The 20,144-nt window shown below is 58.7% G+C and carries 15 protein-coding genes; 8 read left to right on the top strand and 7 right to left on the bottom strand.

From position 1 onward, the window contains the following. The first annotated feature begins 206 nt into the window (after positions 1-206). Positions 207-1,238: a 3-deoxy-7-phosphoheptulonate synthase gene (locus tag DW151_RS02635; RefSeq protein ID WP_118334299.1), complete on the top strand. Its 1,032-nt coding sequence runs from the start codon at positions 207-209 to the stop codon at positions 1,236-1,238. Between the two features lie 333 nt (positions 1,239-1,571). On the opposite strand, the gene DW151_RS02630 is transcribed toward DW151_RS02635, so the two are convergent. After that, positions 1,572-2,777, bottom strand: a complete 1,206-nt coding sequence (locus tag DW151_RS02630) for an agmatine deiminase family protein (protein WP_118334297.1) — start codon at positions 2,775-2,777, stop codon at positions 1,572-1,574. 368 nt (positions 2,778-3,145) lie between these two features. Beyond that, positions 3,146-4,576, bottom strand: coding sequence for an APC family permease (locus DW151_RS02625; protein ID WP_118334295.1), 1,431 nt, complete (start codon positions 4,574-4,576; stop codon positions 3,146-3,148). 244 nt (positions 4,577-4,820) lie between these two features. Between DW151_RS02625 and DW151_RS02620 the strand changes: the two genes are divergently transcribed. Then, positions 4,821-5,642 carry a response regulator transcription factor gene (locus DW151_RS02620; RefSeq protein ID WP_118334294.1) on the top strand — a complete coding sequence of 274 codons (822 nt, stop codon included), beginning with the start codon at positions 4,821-4,823 and terminating at the stop codon, positions 5,640-5,642. Between the two features lie 327 nt (positions 5,643-5,969). Here the strand turns inward: DW151_RS02620 and DW151_RS02615 are convergent, their stop codons facing one another. Together DW151_RS02615 and DW151_RS02610 are read right to left on the bottom strand one after the other, a co-directional pair. Beyond that, on the bottom strand, positions 5,970-8,171 hold the full coding sequence (locus DW151_RS02615) for an ABC transporter permease (protein ID WP_118334292.1): 2,202 nt from the start codon (positions 8,169-8,171) through the stop codon (positions 5,970-5,972). Further along, positions 8,161-8,946, bottom strand: a complete 786-nt coding sequence (locus tag DW151_RS02610) for an ABC transporter ATP-binding protein (RefSeq protein ID WP_118334291.1) — start codon at positions 8,944-8,946, stop codon at positions 8,161-8,163. Before DW151_RS02610 ends, DW151_RS02615 begins: the two co-directional genes overlap by 11 nt. A 148-nt stretch (positions 8,947-9,094) precedes the next feature. Here DW151_RS02610 and vsr point away from each other — a divergent pair, with 148 nt between their 5' ends. The 3 genes from vsr to DW151_RS02590 all read left to right on the top strand — a co-directional run bounded on the left by vsr (position 9,095) and on the right by DW151_RS02590 (position 12,179). Continuing rightward, the gene (gene vsr, locus DW151_RS02605; RefSeq protein WP_118334289.1) at positions 9,095-10,072 is read left to right on the top strand and encodes a DNA mismatch endonuclease Vsr; all 978 of its coding nucleotides are present in this window, start codon (positions 9,095-9,097) and stop codon (positions 10,070-10,072) included. 497 nt (positions 10,073-10,569) lie between these two features. Next, on the top strand, positions 10,570-11,499 hold the full coding sequence (locus DW151_RS02595; RefSeq protein ID WP_158564428.1) for an AraC family transcriptional regulator: 930 nt from the start codon (positions 10,570-10,572) through the stop codon (positions 11,497-11,499). Positions 11,500-11,555: 56 nt separating this feature from the next. Next, positions 11,556-12,179, top strand: coding sequence for an HAD family hydrolase (locus tag DW151_RS02590; protein WP_089572377.1), 624 nt, complete (start codon positions 11,556-11,558; stop codon positions 12,177-12,179). A 322-nt stretch (positions 12,180-12,501) separates the two neighbouring features. Here DW151_RS02590 and DW151_RS02585 read toward each other — a convergent pair whose 3' ends face one another. Then, positions 12,502-13,359 carry a class II fructose-bisphosphate aldolase gene (locus DW151_RS02585; RefSeq protein WP_022095149.1) on the bottom strand — a complete coding sequence of 286 codons (858 nt, stop codon included), beginning with the start codon at positions 13,357-13,359 and terminating at the stop codon, positions 12,502-12,504. Positions 13,360-13,694: 335 nt separating this feature from the next. Here DW151_RS02585 and DW151_RS02580 point away from each other — a divergent pair, with 335 nt between their 5' ends. Continuing rightward, positions 13,695-14,498: a DeoR/GlpR family DNA-binding transcription regulator gene (locus tag DW151_RS02580; protein WP_118334286.1), complete on the top strand. Its 804-nt coding sequence runs from the start codon at positions 13,695-13,697 to the stop codon at positions 14,496-14,498. 74 nt (positions 14,499-14,572) lie between these two features. Here DW151_RS02580 and DW151_RS02575 read toward each other — a convergent pair whose 3' ends face one another. Next, entirely contained in the window at positions 14,573-15,733 is a 1,161-nt protein-coding gene (locus DW151_RS02575; protein ID WP_118334285.1) for an FprA family A-type flavoprotein, read from the bottom strand. 129 nt (positions 15,734-15,862) lie between these two features. Next, positions 15,863-16,849: a LacI family DNA-binding transcriptional regulator gene (locus DW151_RS02570; protein ID WP_118334283.1), complete on the bottom strand. Its 987-nt coding sequence runs from the start codon at positions 16,847-16,849 to the stop codon at positions 15,863-15,865. Positions 16,850-17,232: 383 nt separating this feature from the next. Between DW151_RS02570 and DW151_RS02560 the strand changes: the two genes are divergently transcribed. Together DW151_RS02560 and DW151_RS02555 are read left to right on the top strand one after the other, a co-directional pair. Then, positions 17,233-18,438 carry a galactokinase family protein gene (locus DW151_RS02560; protein WP_118334280.1) on the top strand — a complete coding sequence of 402 codons (1,206 nt, stop codon included), beginning with the start codon at positions 17,233-17,235 and terminating at the stop codon, positions 18,436-18,438. Then, positions 18,429-20,057 carry a UDP-glucose--hexose-1-phosphate uridylyltransferase gene (locus tag DW151_RS02555; RefSeq protein ID WP_199579879.1) on the top strand — a complete coding sequence of 543 codons (1,629 nt, stop codon included), beginning with the start codon at positions 18,429-18,431 and terminating at the stop codon, positions 20,055-20,057. The genes DW151_RS02560 and DW151_RS02555 overlap by 10 nt, the downstream gene beginning before the upstream one ends. Positions 20,058-20,144: the final 87 nt, after the last annotated feature.

The following is a 20,144-nucleotide window of genomic DNA, read 5'->3' as shown; positions in this document are numbered from 1 at the left end:
AACCGACAACAGCCATAGGGCCCCACGCAGTGCCACTCCCTCCCGGCATCCGCCGGCGTTTCCCCAGATAAAACCTACCAAAATAAACCTGTCCCTATTTGGTAGGTTTCGGGGCGGCGAGGGGTTGCACTTTAGCGTGCGACAGCGGATAATGCCGAGCATTCGACAATGCTCTCGATGCCATCAATTGATTGAGGAGGCCCCGTATGGCCATGGAATTCAAACGCAGGTTGCCGATCCCCATGGAGATCCGCGAGGAAATGCCGCTCTCCGCCGAGCTTACCGCCAAGAAGCAGGCATTCGATGCCGAAGTCGCCAAGGTCTTTACCGGCGAGGACGCACGTAAGGTGCTCATCATCGGCCCGTGCTCTGCCGACCGCGAGGACTCGGTACTTGAGTACATGAACCGACTGGCCAAGACCGCCGAGGAGGTCAAGGACAAGCTCATCATCATTCCGCGCGTCTATACCAACAAGCCGCGCACCAAGGGCACCGGCTACAAGGGTCTTCTGCACAACCCCAACCCCGAGGCTCCCGACGACCTGCTCGAGGGCGTCAAAGCCATCCGCCATATGCACCTGCGCGTTATTGAGGAAACGGGCTTCTTCACCGCCGACGAGATGCTCTACCCCTCCAACTACCAGTACCTCGTTGACCTGCTGAGCTATGTTGCCGTGGGCGCACGCTCGGTCGAGAACCAGGAGCATCGCCTGGTGTCGAGCGGTATTGCGGTACCCGTCGGCATGAAGAACCCCACTGCTGGCTCTACCACCGTTATGCTCAACTCCATTTACGCCGCGCAGGCGCACCAGAGCTTTATCTTCCGCAACTGGGAGGTCGAGTGCGATGGCAACCCGCTCGCGCACGCCGTTATGCGTGGCTACATCGGTCTCGATGGGCGCACCTACCCCAATTACCACTACGAGCACCTCGAGCGCCTGGCCGAGCGCTACACCGAGCACGCCGGCTACGCCAACCCAGCGGCGGTCATCGACTGCAACCACGACAACTCGGGCAAGCGACCGCTTGAGCAGTATCGTATTTGCAAGGAGGTGCTCGACAGCTGCCGCCGCAACGAGTCCATCTCCAAGCTGGTCAAGGGCTTTATGATCGAGTCCTACCTGGAGGATGGCAACCAGCCGGTCGACGGCGGCGTCTTTGGTAAGTCGATCACCGACCCGTGCCTAGGCTGGGAAAAGACCGACTACCTCATCCACGAGATCGCGGAACGTATTTAGTTACGCGGTTTTACCAAACCGCGTAACTGCTCGACGCTGCAAACCCGCCAGAACGGCAATCTGCCTTTCAGCTTCGACGGCATGACCAAAAGGTCAATGCCGCCTCGCTTCAAGGCACCTTGCTCGCTCTGGCGGGTTTTCGCTGACGTTTTTCGACCTGCATCGTTGCCAAGGTTGGCACCAATGACTAATGCGGTAACTAGCTACGTCGGTCCGCTTGACCGGCTGGGTTTCTGAGGTGCGGCAGATTCCCGCGAAAGAGGAGGGCATAGACCTTAAGGGTCATGCCCGACGATTGAAGGGCAAGGTGCCGTGCCTCGGGAAGACAGACAGTTACGCCGAGGGCTCCTGCTGCGTAATGCAGTGGATATTTCCGCCACCGAAGACGACCTGCTCGGACTGAACGCCGACGCACTTGTAGACGCCCTCGCCCCAGACCTCGTCGTAGATCTTCTGGAGCGTGTCAACGGCAAGCTGATCGTTCTCGTCGCCGTACTGTGGGACGATAACGCCGTGGTTGGTGACCAGGTAGTTCATGTAGGAGGCGATCAGCGGCTCGTCGGCGACGCGCGGCTCGGCGTTCTCGTCGGCGTCGATGGTGTCGCAGGAAGCCTGGTCCATGAACAGCGGGTTCACGGGCATGCAGAGCTTGTAGACCTTCATCTTGCGGCCCTTGGCGTCAACGGCGTTGGAGAGGGTCTCGTAGACAGCGTGGCACTGCTCGTAGAACGGATACTCGGGATCGTCGGTCCAGATGCAAGCCATGACGCCCGGAGCGATGAACGTAGCGACATCATCGATGTGGCCGTTGGTCTCCTCGGGGTCGATGCCCTCCTTAACCCAGATGACCTTCTCGACACCCAGGTAATCCTTGAGGTGCTCGTCCATATAGGCGCGAAGTTCCTCACTCCAGGGCTCAAACTTCTTGTGGAACTTGGGCCAGATGGACTCGGGATCCTCTTCCTCCTCCAGAACCGCAGAGCAGGTGCGGCCCGGGGAAAGCAGGCACTGGTCGGTCACGACCACGGTGCCTTCGCCGTCGACGGTGATGGAACCGCCCTCGAGGATCATGTCATCGGGACGATAGCGACGGCAGCCGGAAAGCTCAGCCATCTTAAGGGCAATCTGCTCGTCCTTGTCCCACGGGAAATAGAGGCCGTCGACGAGGCCGCCGTAGGCGTTGAAGTGCCAGTGGTTGGCGCGCTTATCGCCCTTGCCATTGATAACAAAAGTGGCAGCGGTGTCGCGGAACCAAGCGTCGTCGGTGGTCATCTCGATAACGGTGACGTTCTCGTCTTCCTCAAAGGCGGCCTTGCAGTTGGCGTAGTCGGCCTGGTTTGCGCACATGGTGACCGGGGTGAACTCGGCGATGGCGCGAGCGATGGCGGCATACTGCTTCTGAGCCGGCTTGGCACCATGGGCCCAAGTATCGGTGCGATGGGGCCAGCCCATCCACACGCGATCCTGTGGGGCGAACTCAGCAGGCATAAAGAAGCCATCGGCCTTAGGGGTGGACTCGGACTCGGTGATCGTACGCATAAGATTTCCTCCAAATCGAACGATCGCTTGCTGCGGGCGGGTTACCCTCAGCCTAAAACCAAGAGATGGTAGGCGCCCGTTCCCCGGCAAAGGTCGGGGCACCTGGCACCGGTTTTCACGGATGTCGCACCGGCAAGCGACGACGTAACCCGGTGCGCGGAGACAAAACGCACGAAGGATACGGAAGAGAGATTGGGGCGGGCGGTGGTTACCGGAGCAATAGCTCACACCCACCTCAGAGAAAGGTTAGCAAACCTGTTGCTTGGGCACGCCTCCGAAGAGGCTAGAGCGTCCCGAGTCGGGAGCGACAAGCCCGACGAAGCGTACGTTGGTACGCGAGGAAGGTTGGAGCCCCGAATCCGGGTGCTCTAGTCCTCCTCGGACTCCTCAGCGAGGCGCTGAGCAGCCAGCTCGGGAGTGAGACCCTTGTACTCGGTCTCGCGGCCCTTAGCACTGACGACGCGGACAACCTCGCCAATAAGCAAGAGCACGATGAAGATGACGATCATCGGGACCTTATCGCCAATCTCATCGACAGAGAGCGGAATCAGCGTTGCAACGATAGCCAGAATCAGCTCGATGCAGGGAATAGCCAGCATGACCTTCATCATGGCGCCCTTAAACGGGAACGTAAAGATACGCTCACGGTTGGGGTCGTTCTTACGAAGGTTGAGGAATGCCGGGAACATCGGGATGTAGGTCAGCAGCAGGAAGACAACGGAGGTACCGAAGAGCATCCAGAAGACACCGTTGGAGATGGCGTCGATGGGAACCAGCTGCAGGCACAGCACCAGGGAGGCAACGATGGCGTTGACCAGGTTGGCGCCGTTGGGCATGTCGTCATCCGAGATCATCGAGGCGAAGACCTTGGGCATGTTGCCATGCTCGGCAGCATAGCGAGCAACGGAGTTGACGCCGAAGGACCAGGCAGCCATGTTGGCGAACAGCGTGATCAGGAAGGCGATGCAGATGACCTTAAAGATCATGGAATCGCCCACAATAGTCTGGACAGCGTAAATCATGCCGTAGTCGGGATCGATGGAATCAGCCGACACAGCAGCGCCGATGCCAAAGCCAGCGAACAGGTAGATCACGGCGATGGACAGGCCGCCGACGATGATAGCCTTGGGGATATCGCGAGCGGGATCGGCCATATCGTCGGTCATGGTGCAGATAACCTCGAAGCCCATGAAGTTAAAGATGATGATCGACAGGTAGCCAAGCGCGTTGGTGTTGGTGAGCTCGGGCAGGAAGGTGGCAGCGGACATATCGTTCGCAAAACCGTTCTCCATGGCGTACCAAATGCCCAAAGCGCCGACGATAACGGCAACGGCGACCTTGATGATGGCGCCGCCGTTCAGGACCCACTCGGAGTCGGCAGCCTTGGAGCGACCCATAAGATAGACGATCCACACAAAGGCAAGGTCGATACCAATCTTGGCAATCAGATTGAACTCGACGCCAAAGACCATGCCCAAAATGTCAGGGAACATGGTGGCCAGCGAGGCAATCCACAGCGGGTAGTTAACCCAGTAGTAGTACGAAATGCGGGCACCCCACTTGTCGCCCAGGCCATCGCGTACCCAGTCGTAAATGCCACCCTCACCGTCATAGGTAGTGCCGAGCTCGGCAACGACCATGCCATAAGGGAGCAAGAAGGTCAGAATCAGGAAGATCCACCAGAAGAACTGCTGGTTGCCAATGGCAGCAGCAGGTGCGGCGGCCTCGCAAACGAAGACGACGCAGATGATGGTCGAGATGACCGTCAAGAAGGAAAGCTTTTTCTTTCCGTCGCTCATGATGAGCTCCTTCGCTCAGTTTTGGACAAATCGAGTCCCTTAAGATATTAAGGCAATTGCCGGGCCTCGGTGAGCGGGCGACAGGAGACGAGCATCCGACGCCTGCAGACGCGCTTTTAGAAGCCTTGAGGCTTAGAGCTGCTCGAGAGCCTCGAGAGCGGCGCTCTCGCTTGCCGCCTATGCCTCGTCTCGCCGACAGTTCTTTATCTATGGCAGCGGCGTTTTTATTTGCTATGCCTTCGAGATGACCGAGATTTTCTTTTTTGAATACACGCTGCAAAACCAGAGCTTTCCAGCTAGCGACTATTACTCAATCATCATGCCCGTGATGCGGACCCTTGTGGCGACCGCTTCGCAGGCTTTTATTTGGGCCATTGCCAGGGACTTGCTCGACAAACATTCTAAAAAGCAGTTCGTTATCCCCGTCGTAACGTTTTTGCTGTGCGAGTCGCTGACTATCGTCGCTGTCCCCTGCGGCCCCATGCATCAGTGGCTCTACTACACAATGCGCCAGGTGTTCCTTATCTTTGTGGGGCTGTACATCTTTTGGACGGCTCATAAAAGTACAAAGGTCGAGTTGAAGGCACGCGTTAACAACCAACGAAAGCACCTGATTATCGGCGCTATTCTGGTCGGTTGCATCGTTGCCGAGGATTTCTACAACATTCTGATTGTCCCCATGAGTCTGGCGCCCTCTTGGCTGCAACTATATCTGTCCGAGCGCAACTTTAGCGAAAACGTCTTTGCCTGCTACTTTGCGATTCTGCTGATCATCTACTCCTACCACGTGCTTTCAATCCGCATGCAGGAGGCGTCCGAAGAAAAGAACGTCAGCGATCTTGATCGACACATCGAAGAGCAAATGCCCTCTTATCGCAACGCCTACAAGCTCTCCAACCGCGAAGCCGAGGTTTTGCGTCTGGTAGTGCGGGGCAAGTCGAACCAAGAGATTGCTGACGAGCTATTCCTTGCCGTGGGCACCGTCAAGACCCAAATCCACAACATCCTGGTTAAAACCGAACAGCAAAATCGCACGACGTTAATCCTCCACTTTTGGAAGCGATAACCTGCTAAAAAGGGACAGGTTTGTTTTGGCAGGTTTTATCTGGGCAAACGCCAACCGCCGCGAGGGAGCTGCTTTCCCTCGCGGCGGTCTTCTAGCGGTAAAAACCAAGTGAGTAGGCTTTTGGCGGGATGCCGAGCACACCTCAAAACGCCACAGCCCTGACCTGCGATTTTATTGAGCACTTGCCGCGATGTGCTCGGCAGATCCAAAAAAGCCTACTCACTTGCATCTGAGATGCTCTAGATACGCAAAATACCGCCGCGAAGGGAGCTGGACTCCCTTCGCGGCGGTTATTCGCTCTGATTTTGCGACGGTTTTGCCCGTCTGTTACTCACTGTAGCGGGTGGCGATGGCAGCTTGTACCATGCCGGCGCTCATGAGGTACGTTACCAGGAAGTAGCCACCATAGGCCGCCAGGAAAATCGCGCAGGTGAGGCCCACGGTGCCGGCGATGCTCATATCTCCGAATATGCTCACCAGCTCGATGATCACCTTGAGCGCCACAAAGGAGTGCGCCAGGCCCACTGCCAGCGGGAACAGGAAGAATACCGCTTGCTGCGCCATCACCGAATGACGAATCTGGCGGTCGTCACAGCCAATCTGTGCCAGCACACGATAGCTGCGGCTGCCGTCGGCCACATTGGAGAGCTGCTGGATCGACAGTATCGCCGCGCACGCAACGACCAGTACAAAGCCAATGTAGATGGCCAGATAGCTAATCATGCCGTTCATCTGCGCTGCTTGCGTGTACATCTCGGAACGCGTGATGAAGACTCCCCACGACCCCGGCTCCTTGCCGTCAACGAGCAGATTATCGAGCAAGGTGTATTTAATGCTCTCGTCTGCCTCGGTCGTATCCATACCCTGTTTGTAATTAACGAGCAGATTACTGGAATACGGCTGCAGATTAAGCTGGGACAGCAGCTCATCGGCTACGACCACGGTACCGGGATTGCTGCCTATCGCCGAGTTGGCGATGGCCGCCGTGTCCTCGTCCGACTTATCGGTTGCGGGCTTGAGCTCATGCCCGTCCAAGGTGAGGGTATGGCCGCCAGCCATATACTTGGTGTACAGGTCGCCCAGCTCACCGCCCATATCACACGTGAGCAGATACTGGTCGCGGCCAATGCTCACCGGCTCCTCGCCCATCATCTGGCGCAGTTTGTTGTACTGGCTCGCCGGCGTCACATACAGACCCATCGCATCGGCGTTGCTTCCCTCGAGCGCCTTGGGAAGCTTTTCTCCCATGGCCTTGCACATCTCACCCGCCACCACCGAGGGGCCCGAGCCGCCAAGCGGGTAACTCAGATACGAATCGATCTGCACATGCTCACCGGCAACATCGGCGATATTGACCTTCTTGCCTGTCTCATCGTTGTTGTCCGCCGACTTGCGCTCGCCATGCCATGCAGCGTACAAATCGACCGTTGCATCGGCCAGCACCATGCGATCGGCCTCAGACGGATTGACATACTCCTTGTAGTAGTCGAGCGTTTCGGGCGTGTAATAGACATACGTCTGAGACACGTCAACAGGGTTATAGCGCTCCAGATTCTCGTTCATCACGTTGGCGATCGACATACCGCAGGTCACCGAGGTAATGGCCAAAAACAGAATCATCGCGATGACGCCCATCGAAAAGCACACCGTGTTGACCTTGGCCGCAAGCTGGCGCACGGTAAACATATTGAGACCGCGCCAGTACACGCCGCGCAGGCTCTGCAGCAGCTTGATAAGCATGCCCGAAAGCCCCCAGAACAGGGCAAAGGTGCCCACCGTGACCATAGCGGTAGTGATGCCGAACTGATTCATGGCCCCCTGCAGCTTATCGCCCGACGCGGTGAGCGGGAACCCGTCGCGCAGCAGACGGTAATAGGCCACGCCCACAAGTAGCACGCCCGCGGTAAAGATGGCAATCGCAATCCAGGGATTACGTGTCTTGATGCTCTCGTTGCGGCGCTCGGCACCCATAAGCTCGATGAGTTTGGTACGACGCACGGCGCGCAGGTTCAGCAGTAACGTGAGTACGAACATCACGAGCATGCAGGCAAGGGTCAGGTTGAACGCATGCACCGAGAAGAAGAAATGAAAATTGGCGATCTGTGTCTTAAAGAGCGAGGCCGTAAAGAACGTCATGAGCTGGGAGAGTCCCACACCCAGCACAATGCCGGCGACAAAGGCCACGACCGATACTATCACGGTCTCGAGCGCCATGATCGTGGCGACGCGCCCGCGCCCCATGCCGAGCACCTGGTACAGGCCAAACTCCTTCTTGCGGCGTTTCATGATGAAGTTATTGGCGTACACCATCAAAAAGGCCATGACACCGGCCAAAAAGTACGTCAGGTAGCCGAGCATGCTGCCCATAACCTGCGCCAAGCCCTTTTCATCGATTCCGGCGATGTCGACCTGCATCGAGATGGTGTTAAAGGCATAGAAGACCGTGACGCCCAGGGTGAGCGTCAAAAGGTAGACGAGGTAGTCGCGGCCGGCACGGCGGACGTTGCCCCAAGCGAGTTTACAGAGCATCGGAGCCCTCACCGCCCATCATGGCAACGACCTCCATAATGCGGTCGAAAAACTCTCGGCGGTCGGTGTCGCCGCGGCGCAGCTCGGTGAAGATCTTGCCGTCGCGGATAAACAACACGCGGCTCGTGTAGCTGGCAGCAAAGCTGTCATGCGTGACCATGAGCACGGTGGCGCGTAGGCGGCGGTTAAGGGCCTCCAGGCTCTCGAGCAGCAGGCGAGCGCTCTTGGAATCGAGGGCGCCGGTGGGCTCGTCGGCCATGATCATAGTGGGGTCGGTGACAAGCGCGCGACAGGCGGCAACACGCTGCTGCTGACCGCCGGACATCTGGTAGGGATACTTGTCGAGCACCTGACTGATAGACAGACGCGCGGCCACATCCTGCACGCGGGTCGAGATCTCTGCCGAGTTTGTGCGGGCAATGGTGAGCGGCAGGGCGATGTTCTCGCGTGCTGTGAGCGTATCGAGCAGGTTGGAGTCCTGGAAGATAAAGCCCAGCTCCTCGCGGCGGAACTGCGAGAGCTTGGCCTGCTTCATGCGCGTAATGTCCTGCCCGTTGATGCGGATGGTGCCGCTCGTGGCGCTATCGATGGTCGAGACGCAGTTGAGCAACGTCGACTTGCCCGAGCCCGAGGCCCCCATGATGCCAACAAATTCGCCGCGGTTGACGGTAAAGCTGACGTCGTTGAGCGCGCGGGTCACGTTGCCCAGCGCTCCATATACCTTTTCGAGATGCGCGACCTCCAGTACCGGGGTCGCCATGTGCGTGGTTTGCATACCGAGTCCTTTCTTGCGATTAGTCTACGGCATCTATAGTCGCAAGAAGCCGAGTCGGCCACCATCGATATGGCTTACGCTTGCCTTACCGTTGTGTAAGGTAGGGGTAGCTAGCCTGCCACGTGTTGATGTTGAGAGAGGACTCCTGTTGAAGACTGTTCATGTTGCCGCTGGGATCATTCGCAAGGAAGGATCTGACGAGCTGCTTGCCGTGCAGCGCGGCTATGGCGACATGCAGGGACTTTGGGAGTTCCCCGGTGGCAAGCTCATGCGCGGCGAGACGCCCGAGGACGCCGTACGCCGCGAACTCATGGAGGAGCTGCAGGTCAAAGTCATCAACCTGCGTGATTTCTACACCGTTGAGTATGACTACCCCGATTTTCATCTCTCCATGGAGTGCTACTACTGCTCGCTCGCCGATGAATCCGATGAACCTCAGAAGCACGACCGCCAGCTCGATATCCGCTGGATTCCGCGCACCTCGCTTGCCACGGTGGAATGGATGCCCGCCGACAAGGGGCTCATTGATGCCCTGATTGAGCTGAAGGAAGACCGGCTCGAGGCTAACGGCGCCGAGGCCACCGCGGCAGACGAATCTGCTACCAAGCCCAAACGTAAACCTAAGCGCCGCAGCAAAAAGCGCCCCAAGCCCGGCCTGCTGGACGGCATCGACACCTCGGACCTCTCCGCTGACGAGCGCGAACTGGTCCGCCGTCGCGCCGCCATCAAAAAGTCCATGAAGGGCAACAAGCGTGCCAACACCAAGCCCGAGCTGCTCGTACGACAGTGTCTGCGCGCAGCGGGCCTTACGGGCTATCGCCTGGAGTGGAAGGTACCCGGCAAGCCCGACATCGCCTTTCCCGGGCGCAAGATCGCCATCTTTGTCAACGGCTGTTTTTGGCATCGCTGCCCCAAGTGCAATCCGAGCCAGCCCAAGCGCAATGTTGAGTTTTGGGAGGCAAAGTTCCGTCGCAACGTCGAGCGCGACCGAGCAGCCATCAATGCACTTACCCAAATGGGCTGGACGCCCATCACCGTCTGGGAATGTGAGCTCAAGAAAGACCGCATCGATGCCACCATGGAAAAGGTCATCGAGCGGGTGCGCGCCGCAGAGCCGCAGCGCTAGGAACGAGCCGTCCACACGCCCCACACAGGCGAGCCACATCCGCGCCACAAACCTTAGAAAGCCCTTAAGCTCAAACCTTTCAAGAGTGTTACTCGATAGCTTTGACCTGCGATTTCATCGCAACGTCAAACCTCATTAAGCTTTTCTTTAGCGCTTCTTTGCAGCAGCCGCGGCATAATACTGCCAACGCACGGGACCTAGCAGCAGACCCCGTGCGCAACCTTTTGGTGGACATCGAGGAGGCCGCATAAGCATGCATTCTTCCAATGACGCAGCACAGCAGCCATCCCTAAAACATGCAGACCTTTTCTCCTTCCCCCCGACACAGAGAAACGGCTTCCTCGACTCCCCCACCACAAAAACCAAGCGCTCAGCCGATCAGAGCCTCAACTTACGAGCATCCTTCGAGAAGCTCCAAGCATCCCTAGACAAGGCGTTCCCCGAACAGGCAAGAGCAATCTAAGCCCATCGCGCTTTATACTGATGCCATGCGAAACATGGATCACATAGAATTGCACCGCGGAGGACGCGAGGAAGCGTTTCCCGAGACCGCCGAAGACTGGCCCTATATTGCCGAACGCGCAGAATTCGCTCGCTATCCGGGCAATTCCGTCCCCTGGCACTGGCATTCCGAAGTTGAGCTTTTCTACATGGAGCAGGGAGCGATCGACTATCGAACGCACGCGGCTCATGAGCACGTACGCTTTGAGGAAGGGTCCGCCGGCTTTATCAACGGCGGCGTTTTGCACAGCACGCTGCAATCACCCAATTCGGCGCCAGCCATTCAAATGCTGCATATCTTTCAGCCGTCGATGCTCGGCGATCCCGCGGGGCGTCTCCAAAAGCGCTACATCAACCCATTGCTTCAATGTCGAGGCGTCGATGTGCTCAAATGGTCGCCCACCAATCCCGACGATATGCCCTTTATCGATTTGCTAAAGAGCTCCTTTAGCCACGACCTTCAACGGCCGCAGAACGAGATGGCGCTTCGAAATAGTTTGTCAGAGCTCTGGATTCAGATTAACGCCAAGACCGAACCGCTCTTTTCTTCCGACGGCGCCTCTTGGATGACCAGCCGCGACGTACAGTTCAAGGCAATCCTGGACTTTATCCGCGCAAACTATGCAGCCGCTATAGATGTGCCCCAGATGGCATCTGCAGCCGGCGTAAGCGAAAGAGAGTGTTACCGCATTATCGAAACTTGTGCAGGAACGACCCCGGCGGCATATCTACGCGCATACCGCATAAACCGTGCTTGCGAACTTTTGGCACACACCACGCGAACGGTACAGACAGTCGCGCGCCAATGCGGATTTATAACAGCAAGCCATCTTGGCCAGGTATTTAAAGAACAAATGGGGTGCACTCCTTCGAGCTATCGAGCAGCGAGGCAGAATCTCGATAGCACCAGGCAGAAATCCCGCTAGCCCTTCTTCTGTCACTGCATCAAACTTGCAGGCAAACAACAGAGAGGAGCAATCATATGAAGCACTTTGACCATATCGTATTTGACGTTGATGGGACATTGGCAGATACAGAAGAAAGCGTTCTGTCATCGCTTGTCCAGATTGTCCAAGAAGAGACCAGCAAAACGCTTCCCCGACACGAGCTTGACTTTGCCCTCGGCATACCCGGCAAGGATGCCCTTGAGAAACTTGGGATCTACTCGCAGGCAACGTTGGATCGCTGGTGCCAAGTTGCCGCCAGCTTTAAAAGCACCATCAGCGTGTTTCCAGGTTTGCTTGAAGTCATCGCAACACTCGCCGATAGCGGCTGCAAACTTGGCATCGTCTCCTCACGTGCGCGCGACGAATACGCAAAAGAAATTGCACCCCTTGGTTTCGATAAGTATTTTGAGCACATCATCCTTGTCGAAGACACAACCGAACATAAACCCGCACCCGCACCCATGCTCGAATATCTCCGACGTGCGGGCGCGAATCCTGGCAACGTCGTCTACGTTGGCGACACCGTCTACGACGAACAGTGCGCAACTTCAGCAGGGGTCAGTTTTGCCCGAGCAGCATGGGGATCACACCAAGATATCCCAAACGCCACCTACAACCTCAAAACCCCCAACGACCTACTAACCCTAACAACCAAATAACCCACGCGTCCCACCCTTTCAGTCCCAACACCACAAGGGCGATTGAGCAGAACGGCTTGGGCGGGTCCCCGTACTTAGTTTCCAAAATCATTCCGCAGCGCGAAGGCTTCTTATTATTTTCCGCCCTAACGCCACAAGGGCGACGACCTCGAGTAGGTCAACCTGGGAGGGACGAGGGCTTAGTTCCCCAATCTTTCCGCAGGGGGCAAAAAGCCTCGCCGCACGAAGTGCGCAGCGAGGCTTTTTGCATGCCCGAGGACGATTGGGGAACTAAGTCCTCGTCCCTCCCCGGGATATGTAGCGAGTCGGAGTACCCTTGCTGTTACTCTGCTTTGCCCACAGAGTTGAGGTTGGTCATGCGGATCTTAACCAGCTCGGTGATCTCGCGCATGCCCTCCTTGGCCGGCTTCTTGGGATCGAAGCAGGCGGGGTTCTCGGCCATGTAAGCCATGAAGCCCTTGGTGTAGGCCTGACGCAGCTCGGTGGCGTAGTTGACCTTGCAGATGCCGTTCTTCACAGCCTCGGCAACCTGCTCATCGGGCACACCGGAGGTGCCGTGCAGGACCAGCGGCACGTCGACGGCGTCGCGAATGGCCTTGACCACGGACTGCTCGATGTGAGGATCGCTCGTGTACACGCCGTGGCTGGTGCCAACGCCAATGGCCAGCGAGGTGCAGCCGGTGCGCTCAACAAACTCCTTGGCCTCGGCAGGATCGGTGTAGGGGCTCTCGCCCTCAACCGCGGGACCGTCGTCCTCCTTGCCGCCAACCTTGCCGAGCTCGGCCTCGACGGGCACGCCCATGGCGCGGCCAGCGTCGGCGACGGACTTGGTTAGGGCAATGTTGTCCTCGAAGGACTCGTGCGAACCGTCGATCATGACAGAGGTGTAGCCAGTGCGGAAAGCCTGCATGCAGCGGTCATAGCCATCGCCGTGATCGAGGTGCAGAGCGACGGGCACGGAAGCGCGCTCGGCGGCAGCCTTGACCATGCCGTAGAAGTAGTCCAGACCAGCGGTCTTGATGGTGCCCGGGGTGGTCTGCATGATGACGGGGGACTTGGTCTCCTCGGCAGCAGCCAGAACGGCCATAACAAACTCGAGGTTCTCGACGTTGAACGCACCGACGGCGTAGTGGCCGGCCTGAGCGTCCTTGAGCATCTTTTCGGTGGTAACAAGTGCCATGAGCGTTTGCTCCTCTCCCTCGCCCGCATCTGGACATCGGGCGTAGTTGTTCACAAGGCGTTTTACCTTGCGTTTTGCTGCGCTCATTGTATGAAATTCAGCAGCTTTGTATGTGCGAGATATTGAGCCCATGCATGTCAATACAGTCATTTTTGAAAAGCAAACGGAAGGAATTGGAGCCGAGCGGACGTGTTCGATATTGAATTTTGGGCATTAAGCGTCTTTCTTTTATAGAAAAAGTAAGTAATCGAAAGGCGTTTTCTTACTTAAAAAGAAAATGAACGAAAATAGACTCAACACAATTCCTGCAAATTTCAGTTAAGGATGGAGCAGCTATGGCCCATGTAACAACCCGAGCCTTCGCCGATGAGCGTCGTGCCGCCATCATGGAGATGCTTGAGCATAACGCCTCGGTGCAGGTAGCAGAAATCGCCCAGACCTTTGGCGTGTCCTCCGTCACCGCCCGCGCCGACCTGGACGCGCTCGCCGAAGCAGGAAAGCTGCGCCGCACACATGGCGGCGCTGTGTCGCTCCACAAACGTCTAACCGTCTCCACCCAGGATCGCCGCATCAATGTCAATGTCGCTGCCAAGCAGGCCATCGCGCAAAGCGCCATCGAGCTCGTCAATGACGGCGACACGCTGCTCGTCGACTCGGGCACCACCGCGCTCGAGTTTGTCCGGCTCCTCGACCAGCGCGATGGCATCACCGTTATCACGGCCGACATTACCATTGCCGATTACATCGACGAGAGCATGCCCTCAGTCGATGTCGTCATGCTGGGCGGGGCACTGCGTAAAGGTCATCGCTATCTGTACGGCCCACTTACCATGCAGGCGCTCCAAATGGTCCACGCCGACCTTGCCGTCATGTGCCCCGGCGCCTTTGTTCCCGGCTGCGGCTTTACGACCGACTTTCCGCAGATGGCCGAGACCAAAGCGGCTATGGTCGGTGCCACCCGCCAAAGTGTCGCCCTCATGGACGCCAGTAAGGTCAACGGACGTGGCATGTACCGCTTTGCCGAGCTTGTCGATGTCGGCGCCATCGTGATGGATTGCGACCCCGACCATGCCGTCGCCACCTCAATCGCCGAAATTGCCAACGACGAGCGTCCAAACCTCATCATCGCCAGCGCGTAAACAAAAACCACCACAAAGGTGCCTGTCCCCTTTGTGGTGGTTGTGATGGTTGAGCGTCAAAAGTGAACGTATCGCTACTTGGAAAGCTCGTCGGCGAGGGCCTCGATCTGAGCGCGCGAGGCGTCGTTGAGCGAGCCCAGCACGGTCACCTTGTTCTGCGCCAGGGTGATGTCCTTCATGCCCTCGAGCTCCTTGGTCATAACCTTGGCAGCGGTGGGCGCCCAGGAGCCGGCCTCAACGAGCGCCACCGTACGGTTCTGATAGGCGTGCTCGGCAAGCGTGTGGATAAAGGTGCTCATGAACGGGAAGATCTCGCCCTGATAGGTAATGGAGGCGAGCACCAGGCGGTCATAGCGGAACGCATCCTCAACGGCCTCGGCCATGTCGTCGCGAGCCAGGTCAAAGACGGAGACCTTCTGGCCGCGAGCCTCGAGCGCTGCGGCGAGCTCCTCAACGGCGGCCTTCAGATGGCCGTAGACGCTCGCATAGGCAATGGTGATGCCCTCGTCCTCGGGCTGATAGCTCGACCAGGTGTTGTAGGTGTCAAGGTAGTAGCCCAGGTTCTCGGTCAGCACGGGGCCATGGAGCGGACAGATAACCTGGATGTCCAGATCCGCGGCCTTCTTGAGCACGGCCTGCACGAACTTGCCGAACTTACCAACGATGCCGAAGTAGTAGCGGCGAGCCTCGCAAGCCCAACCCTCGGGATCCTCGATGTCGTTAGCGCCAAACTTGCCAAAGCCGTCGGCACTAAAGAGTACCTTGTCGGTAGCCTCATAGGAGAAGAGCACCTCGGGCCAATGCACGTTGGGGGCGCCGACAAACGTTAGGCTGTGGCCACCCAGGTCGAGCACGTCGCCTTCTTTGACGACCATCTTGCGCTCCGGATAATCGGTGCCAAAGAAGTTGACCATCATGCGGAAGGCACCCATGCTTGCCACGATCTGGGCCTGGGGATAGCGCTCCATAAAGGCGGCAATGCCGGCGGAGTGATCGGGCTCCATGTGATGGACGACCAGGTAGTCGGGCGTACGGCCATCGAGCACGGCCTCGATGTTGCCGAGCCACTCGTCAACAAAGCCAGCGTCGACCGAATCGGCGACAGCGATCTTTTCGCCCAAGATAACGTAGCTGTTGTATGCCATACCGTTCTCGGACACGTCGTACTGGCCCTCGAACAGGTCAATGTCGTGATCGTCGACGCCAACGTAGCGGATATCCTTGGTGATCTCCATCAGGCAAAGCCTCCTAGATAGACAAAAGAGCCCGTCTATCATAGCACTCGGCTGCATCCCAACAGCTATCTGCCGGTATCCTTACCGATTGTTATTGAAATGCGATAATTCGCCGTTTATCAGCACAAACTATGCGCGCGGTGCCGCCGTACTATGTCGAACGATAAGCTGGCCGGGAATACGAATGGCAACGGTTTTGTCCGCCGCACCCGCCTCGGGAACCGCATGCTCGAATACCTCGCGCCCGCGCTGATGTAGATCGAATCGCACGGTCGTGAGCTCGTTGTGTGCTACAAAATCATCGAGCGAATCATCGACGCCCACCACGCTCACGTCCTCGGGCACGCGCAAGCCGCTGTCGCGCAGCGCGGCGATGGCACCGTTTGCCATCTGGTCGTTTGCCGCATAGATCGCCGTCATGGTGCGGTCGTGCTCAGCCAGGTACCTGCCGGCCTCGTAACCGCTGTTGGCAGACCAATCGCCCTCGAGCGGCTCTGCCGGCTCGATGTGTTTACGCTCGAGCGCATCCTGCCAACCGGCGCGACGAAATTGCTCGTCGACCGAGAACGACGGGCCGCCAATATAGCGAATCTGCTCGTGCCCCAGCTCAAACAGATGGTCCATAAGCAACAGCGAGCAGCCGTAATGGTCGGAATCGACTGTGGTCACGCGCGGATGCGCATACATGGTAACGATGACCGTGCCAATGCCCGGCAGTGGATCAAACGTCTCAAAATCGGGCGCCATGCGACTCATGCCGATAATGATGCCGTCCACGGGCAGCGCAGCCATACGACGCGTGGCCTCGGCAAGCGAAAACTCCTCGGTCTTGGACATCTCGACCAGCGTGATGGCGCAATTATGCTCGCGAGCAGCGCTGGCGATCCCGTCGATCATTGAGAGGTTGCCAAACTTGGTGACATCGTTGACGCACAGACCGACCGAATGGTAGCGGCCGTCGCGCAGCGAGCGACCGGCATAACTCGGACGAAAGCCGAGCTCTTGCATAGCGGCCTGCACGCGCTGGCGCGTCTGCTCGTTGACGTTAGGGAGGCCGTTGGCGACGCGCGAAACCGTCTGCTGCGAAACGCCAGCAGCGCGGGCGACGTCGGCCATGGAGACCGGACGCGTACCTGTATCGTTGGACGGGCGCCTTGCCACAGGATCACCTTCACCCTTGCGAGATCTGAATAGCGTGCATGCCGGCCCGGGCAGAAATACACCCCGCGCCGAGGCCCGCTATCGTCGGACGCATGTTAACGTACTCTACTTTTTCAATCCGCAACTCTTCTGCTCTATAAGTCCATACGGCAATACCGTTCACGGCTGAATTTCTACCGATTACCAGATTCTCAAAAAGTGATACGTGTTGTGTTATGAGTACGTTAACATAGCCCGTAACGTGCGCCATCGTAGATGCTAAGTTCACGTTCCTTCAGATTGTTAACGTACTCACTACGACGGAAAACTCGTCAGTATGCGCCAAGGAAAGGACCCTCATGACCACCCCCGACGAAAAGACATTCGCCACGCTCACCAAGCTGTTCGAGGAGGAGTTTGGCCCCATCGGCGATCGCCAGGTGCTCTATGTGCACGCGCCCGGCCGCTCCGAGATCAGTGGCAACCACACCGACCACGAGGGTGGCCACGTTATCGCCGGCTCGCTCGATGTCGCTGTTGACGGCATCGCCGTGGCAACCGATTCCAACAAGGTCCGCGTTGCCGACGAGGGCTACCCCACGTTTGAGATCACGCTCGACACGCTGGATGTTCAGGAGTCCGAGAAGGGCACGTCTGCAAGCCTCGTCCGCGGCATGGCCCACGAAATCGCTGCGCTAGGCGTTGAGCCCCAGGGCTTCGACTTCGCCTTCACCTGCTCCGTCCCCTCGGGCGGCGGTCTTTCCAGCTCTGCCGCCGTCGAGGCCGCGTACGGCCGTGTCATGGAAACGCTCTGGGGCGCGCCCGCCATTGAGCCCGTCACGCTCGCTCAGATGAGCCAGCGCACCGAGAACAACTACTACGGCAAGCCCTGCGGTCTGATGGACCAAGCCGCTGTGTGCCTGGGCGGCCTCGCCTACATGGACTTTGAGGACCAGGCTCAGCCTAAAACCCAGAAGCTCGAACTCAACTTTGAGGATCACGGCTATGCGCTCGTGCTCGTTAAGGTCGGCGCCGACCACGTGGCAGCCACCGATGACTACGCTGCCGTTCCGCGCGAGATGCAAGACGTCGCTGCCGAGTTTGGCAAGGCACGCCTGTGCGAAGTCAACGTTGCCGACTTTGACGCCAAGCTCCCCGAGCTGCGTGCCAAGCTGGGCGACCGCGCCTGCCTACGCGCCGTTCACTACTGGTACGAGAACGGTCTGGTCGACAAGCGCTGGACAGCTCTGAACGCCGGCGACATTGACCAGTTCCTAGTCCTGACGCGCGAGTCCGGCGCCAGCTCCGCCATGTACCTGCAAAATGTCGTTGCCAAACTGGGTTCCGAGCAGCCTTCCATGTATGCCCTGGCGCTGGCCGAGCACGTACTCGACGGCCGCGGCGCCGTCCGTATCCACGGCGGCGGCTTTGGCGGCACCATTCAGGCCTTCGTGCCGCTCGATCTGGTCGACACCTTCATCGCCAAGATGAACGGCTGGCTGGGCGAGGGCTCTGCCCGTCACTACGCCATCTCTGACAAGGGGGCTTACGCGGCATGGCTGTAATGACTGACGTGCGCGAGGCCGCGCAAAACCTGATCGAGTACGCTATCCACCGATCGATGATCGGCCAGGACGATCGCATCTGGGCATACAACACCATTTTGGAGTGCATCGGCGCCACGGGCCCCGCACTCGACATGGCTTGGGCGCTCAAGACCGAGAAGATTTCGCTTTTGCACCCCGATACCCTTCCCGACTTTGATCTGGAGGGCACGCTCGCCGCGCTTTCCGAGGCCGCCGTTGCCAATGGTGCTGTCGAGGACACGACGTCAGGCCGCGACCGCATCGCCATGCGCATCATGGGTGCGCTCATGCCGAGGCCTTCGGTTGTAAACGAGGAGTTCAATGGGCGTATGGGCGTCAACGAACCCCGCGCCGCGACCGACTGGTTCTACGGCCTGTGCTGCGATGCCGGCTACGTGCGCCGCGCTGCCATCGCGCGCAACATCAAATGGAGTACCCCCACCAACTGGGGCGACCTCGAGATCACCATCAACCTGTCCAAGCCCGAGAAGGACCCGCGTGACATTGCCGCAGCCGGCGCCGCAAAGAACACAGGCGAGAAGTATCCCGCCTGTCAGCTGTGCATCGAGAACGAGGGCTACCCCGGACGCTCCGCCGCAGCCGAGGGCGGCGCTCATCCTGCACGCCAGAACCTGCGCATTATCCCCATCTCGCTCAATGGCGAGCGCTGGGGCTTCCAGTACAGCCCGTACGCATACTTTAACGAGCACTGCATTGCCATGAGCTCCGAGCATCGTCCGATGCACGTCGACCGCAAGGGCCTGACCTGCCTGCTCGACTTTGTGGACCTGTTCCCGCATTACTTCATCGGCTCCAACGCCGACCTGCCTATCGTGGGCGGCTCGATTCTGTCGCACGACCACTTCCAGGGTGGCGCGCACGAGTTCCCCATGATGCACGCCGCCGAGGTCTCGCAGTTTAGCGTGCCCGGTTTTAACCAGGTCAGCGGCACCGTGCTGCAGTGGCCGCTCTCGGTGCTGCGCCTGCGCTCGCACGACCGCGCCCAGCTGCTCGATGCCGCCGAGAAGATTATCCTCGCCTGGCGCGAGTGGACCGATGAGTCGGTGGGCGTCATCGCACGCACAGCCGATGGCGTGGCGCACAACACCGTGACGCCCGTCATCCGCCGCGTCGACTCCCGCGGCAATGCCGGTGGCGAGATCTACGAGGCCTACCTGGCGCTTCGCTGCAACATCACGACCGACGAGCATCCGCTGGGCGTGTTCCACCCGCATGCCGAGTATCACCACATTAAGAAGGAGAACATCGGCCTGATCGAGGTCATGGGCCTGGCCATTTTGCCGCCGCGCCTGGTTCCCGAACTCGGCGCGGTCCGCGAGCACCTGCTGGCGGCCAAGGCCGATGCCAGCTACGACCTTGCCGGCGCGCTCGAGGGCGACGACCTTTGCCGTAGCCACGCCGCATGGGCCGAGGATGTCTTTGCTCGCCGCGCCGACGAGCTTACGGCGGACAACGCCATCGACATCCTGCACGAGGAGGTCGGCGTGGTGTTTGGCCATGTGCTCGACAACGCCGGCGTCTTTAAGTGGGACGAGGCCGGACGCGCCGCCCAGCAGCGCTTTATCGATTCGCTGTAGCATTCGGGCTCCAACGCTTACGCTCAACAAATAGCGCCTTCACGACAACCGCGCCCACCGGCAGTATCGCCGACGGGCGCGGTTTTT

Origin of the sequence: Collinsella sp. AM13-34 (genome assembly GCF_003473055.1) — a bacterium.
Classification (GTDB): domain Bacteria; phylum Actinomycetota; class Coriobacteriia; order Coriobacteriales; family Coriobacteriaceae; genus Collinsella.
Note: the sequence above shows the minus strand (reverse complement) of the source record. Positions and strands in the feature narration are given on the sequence as shown.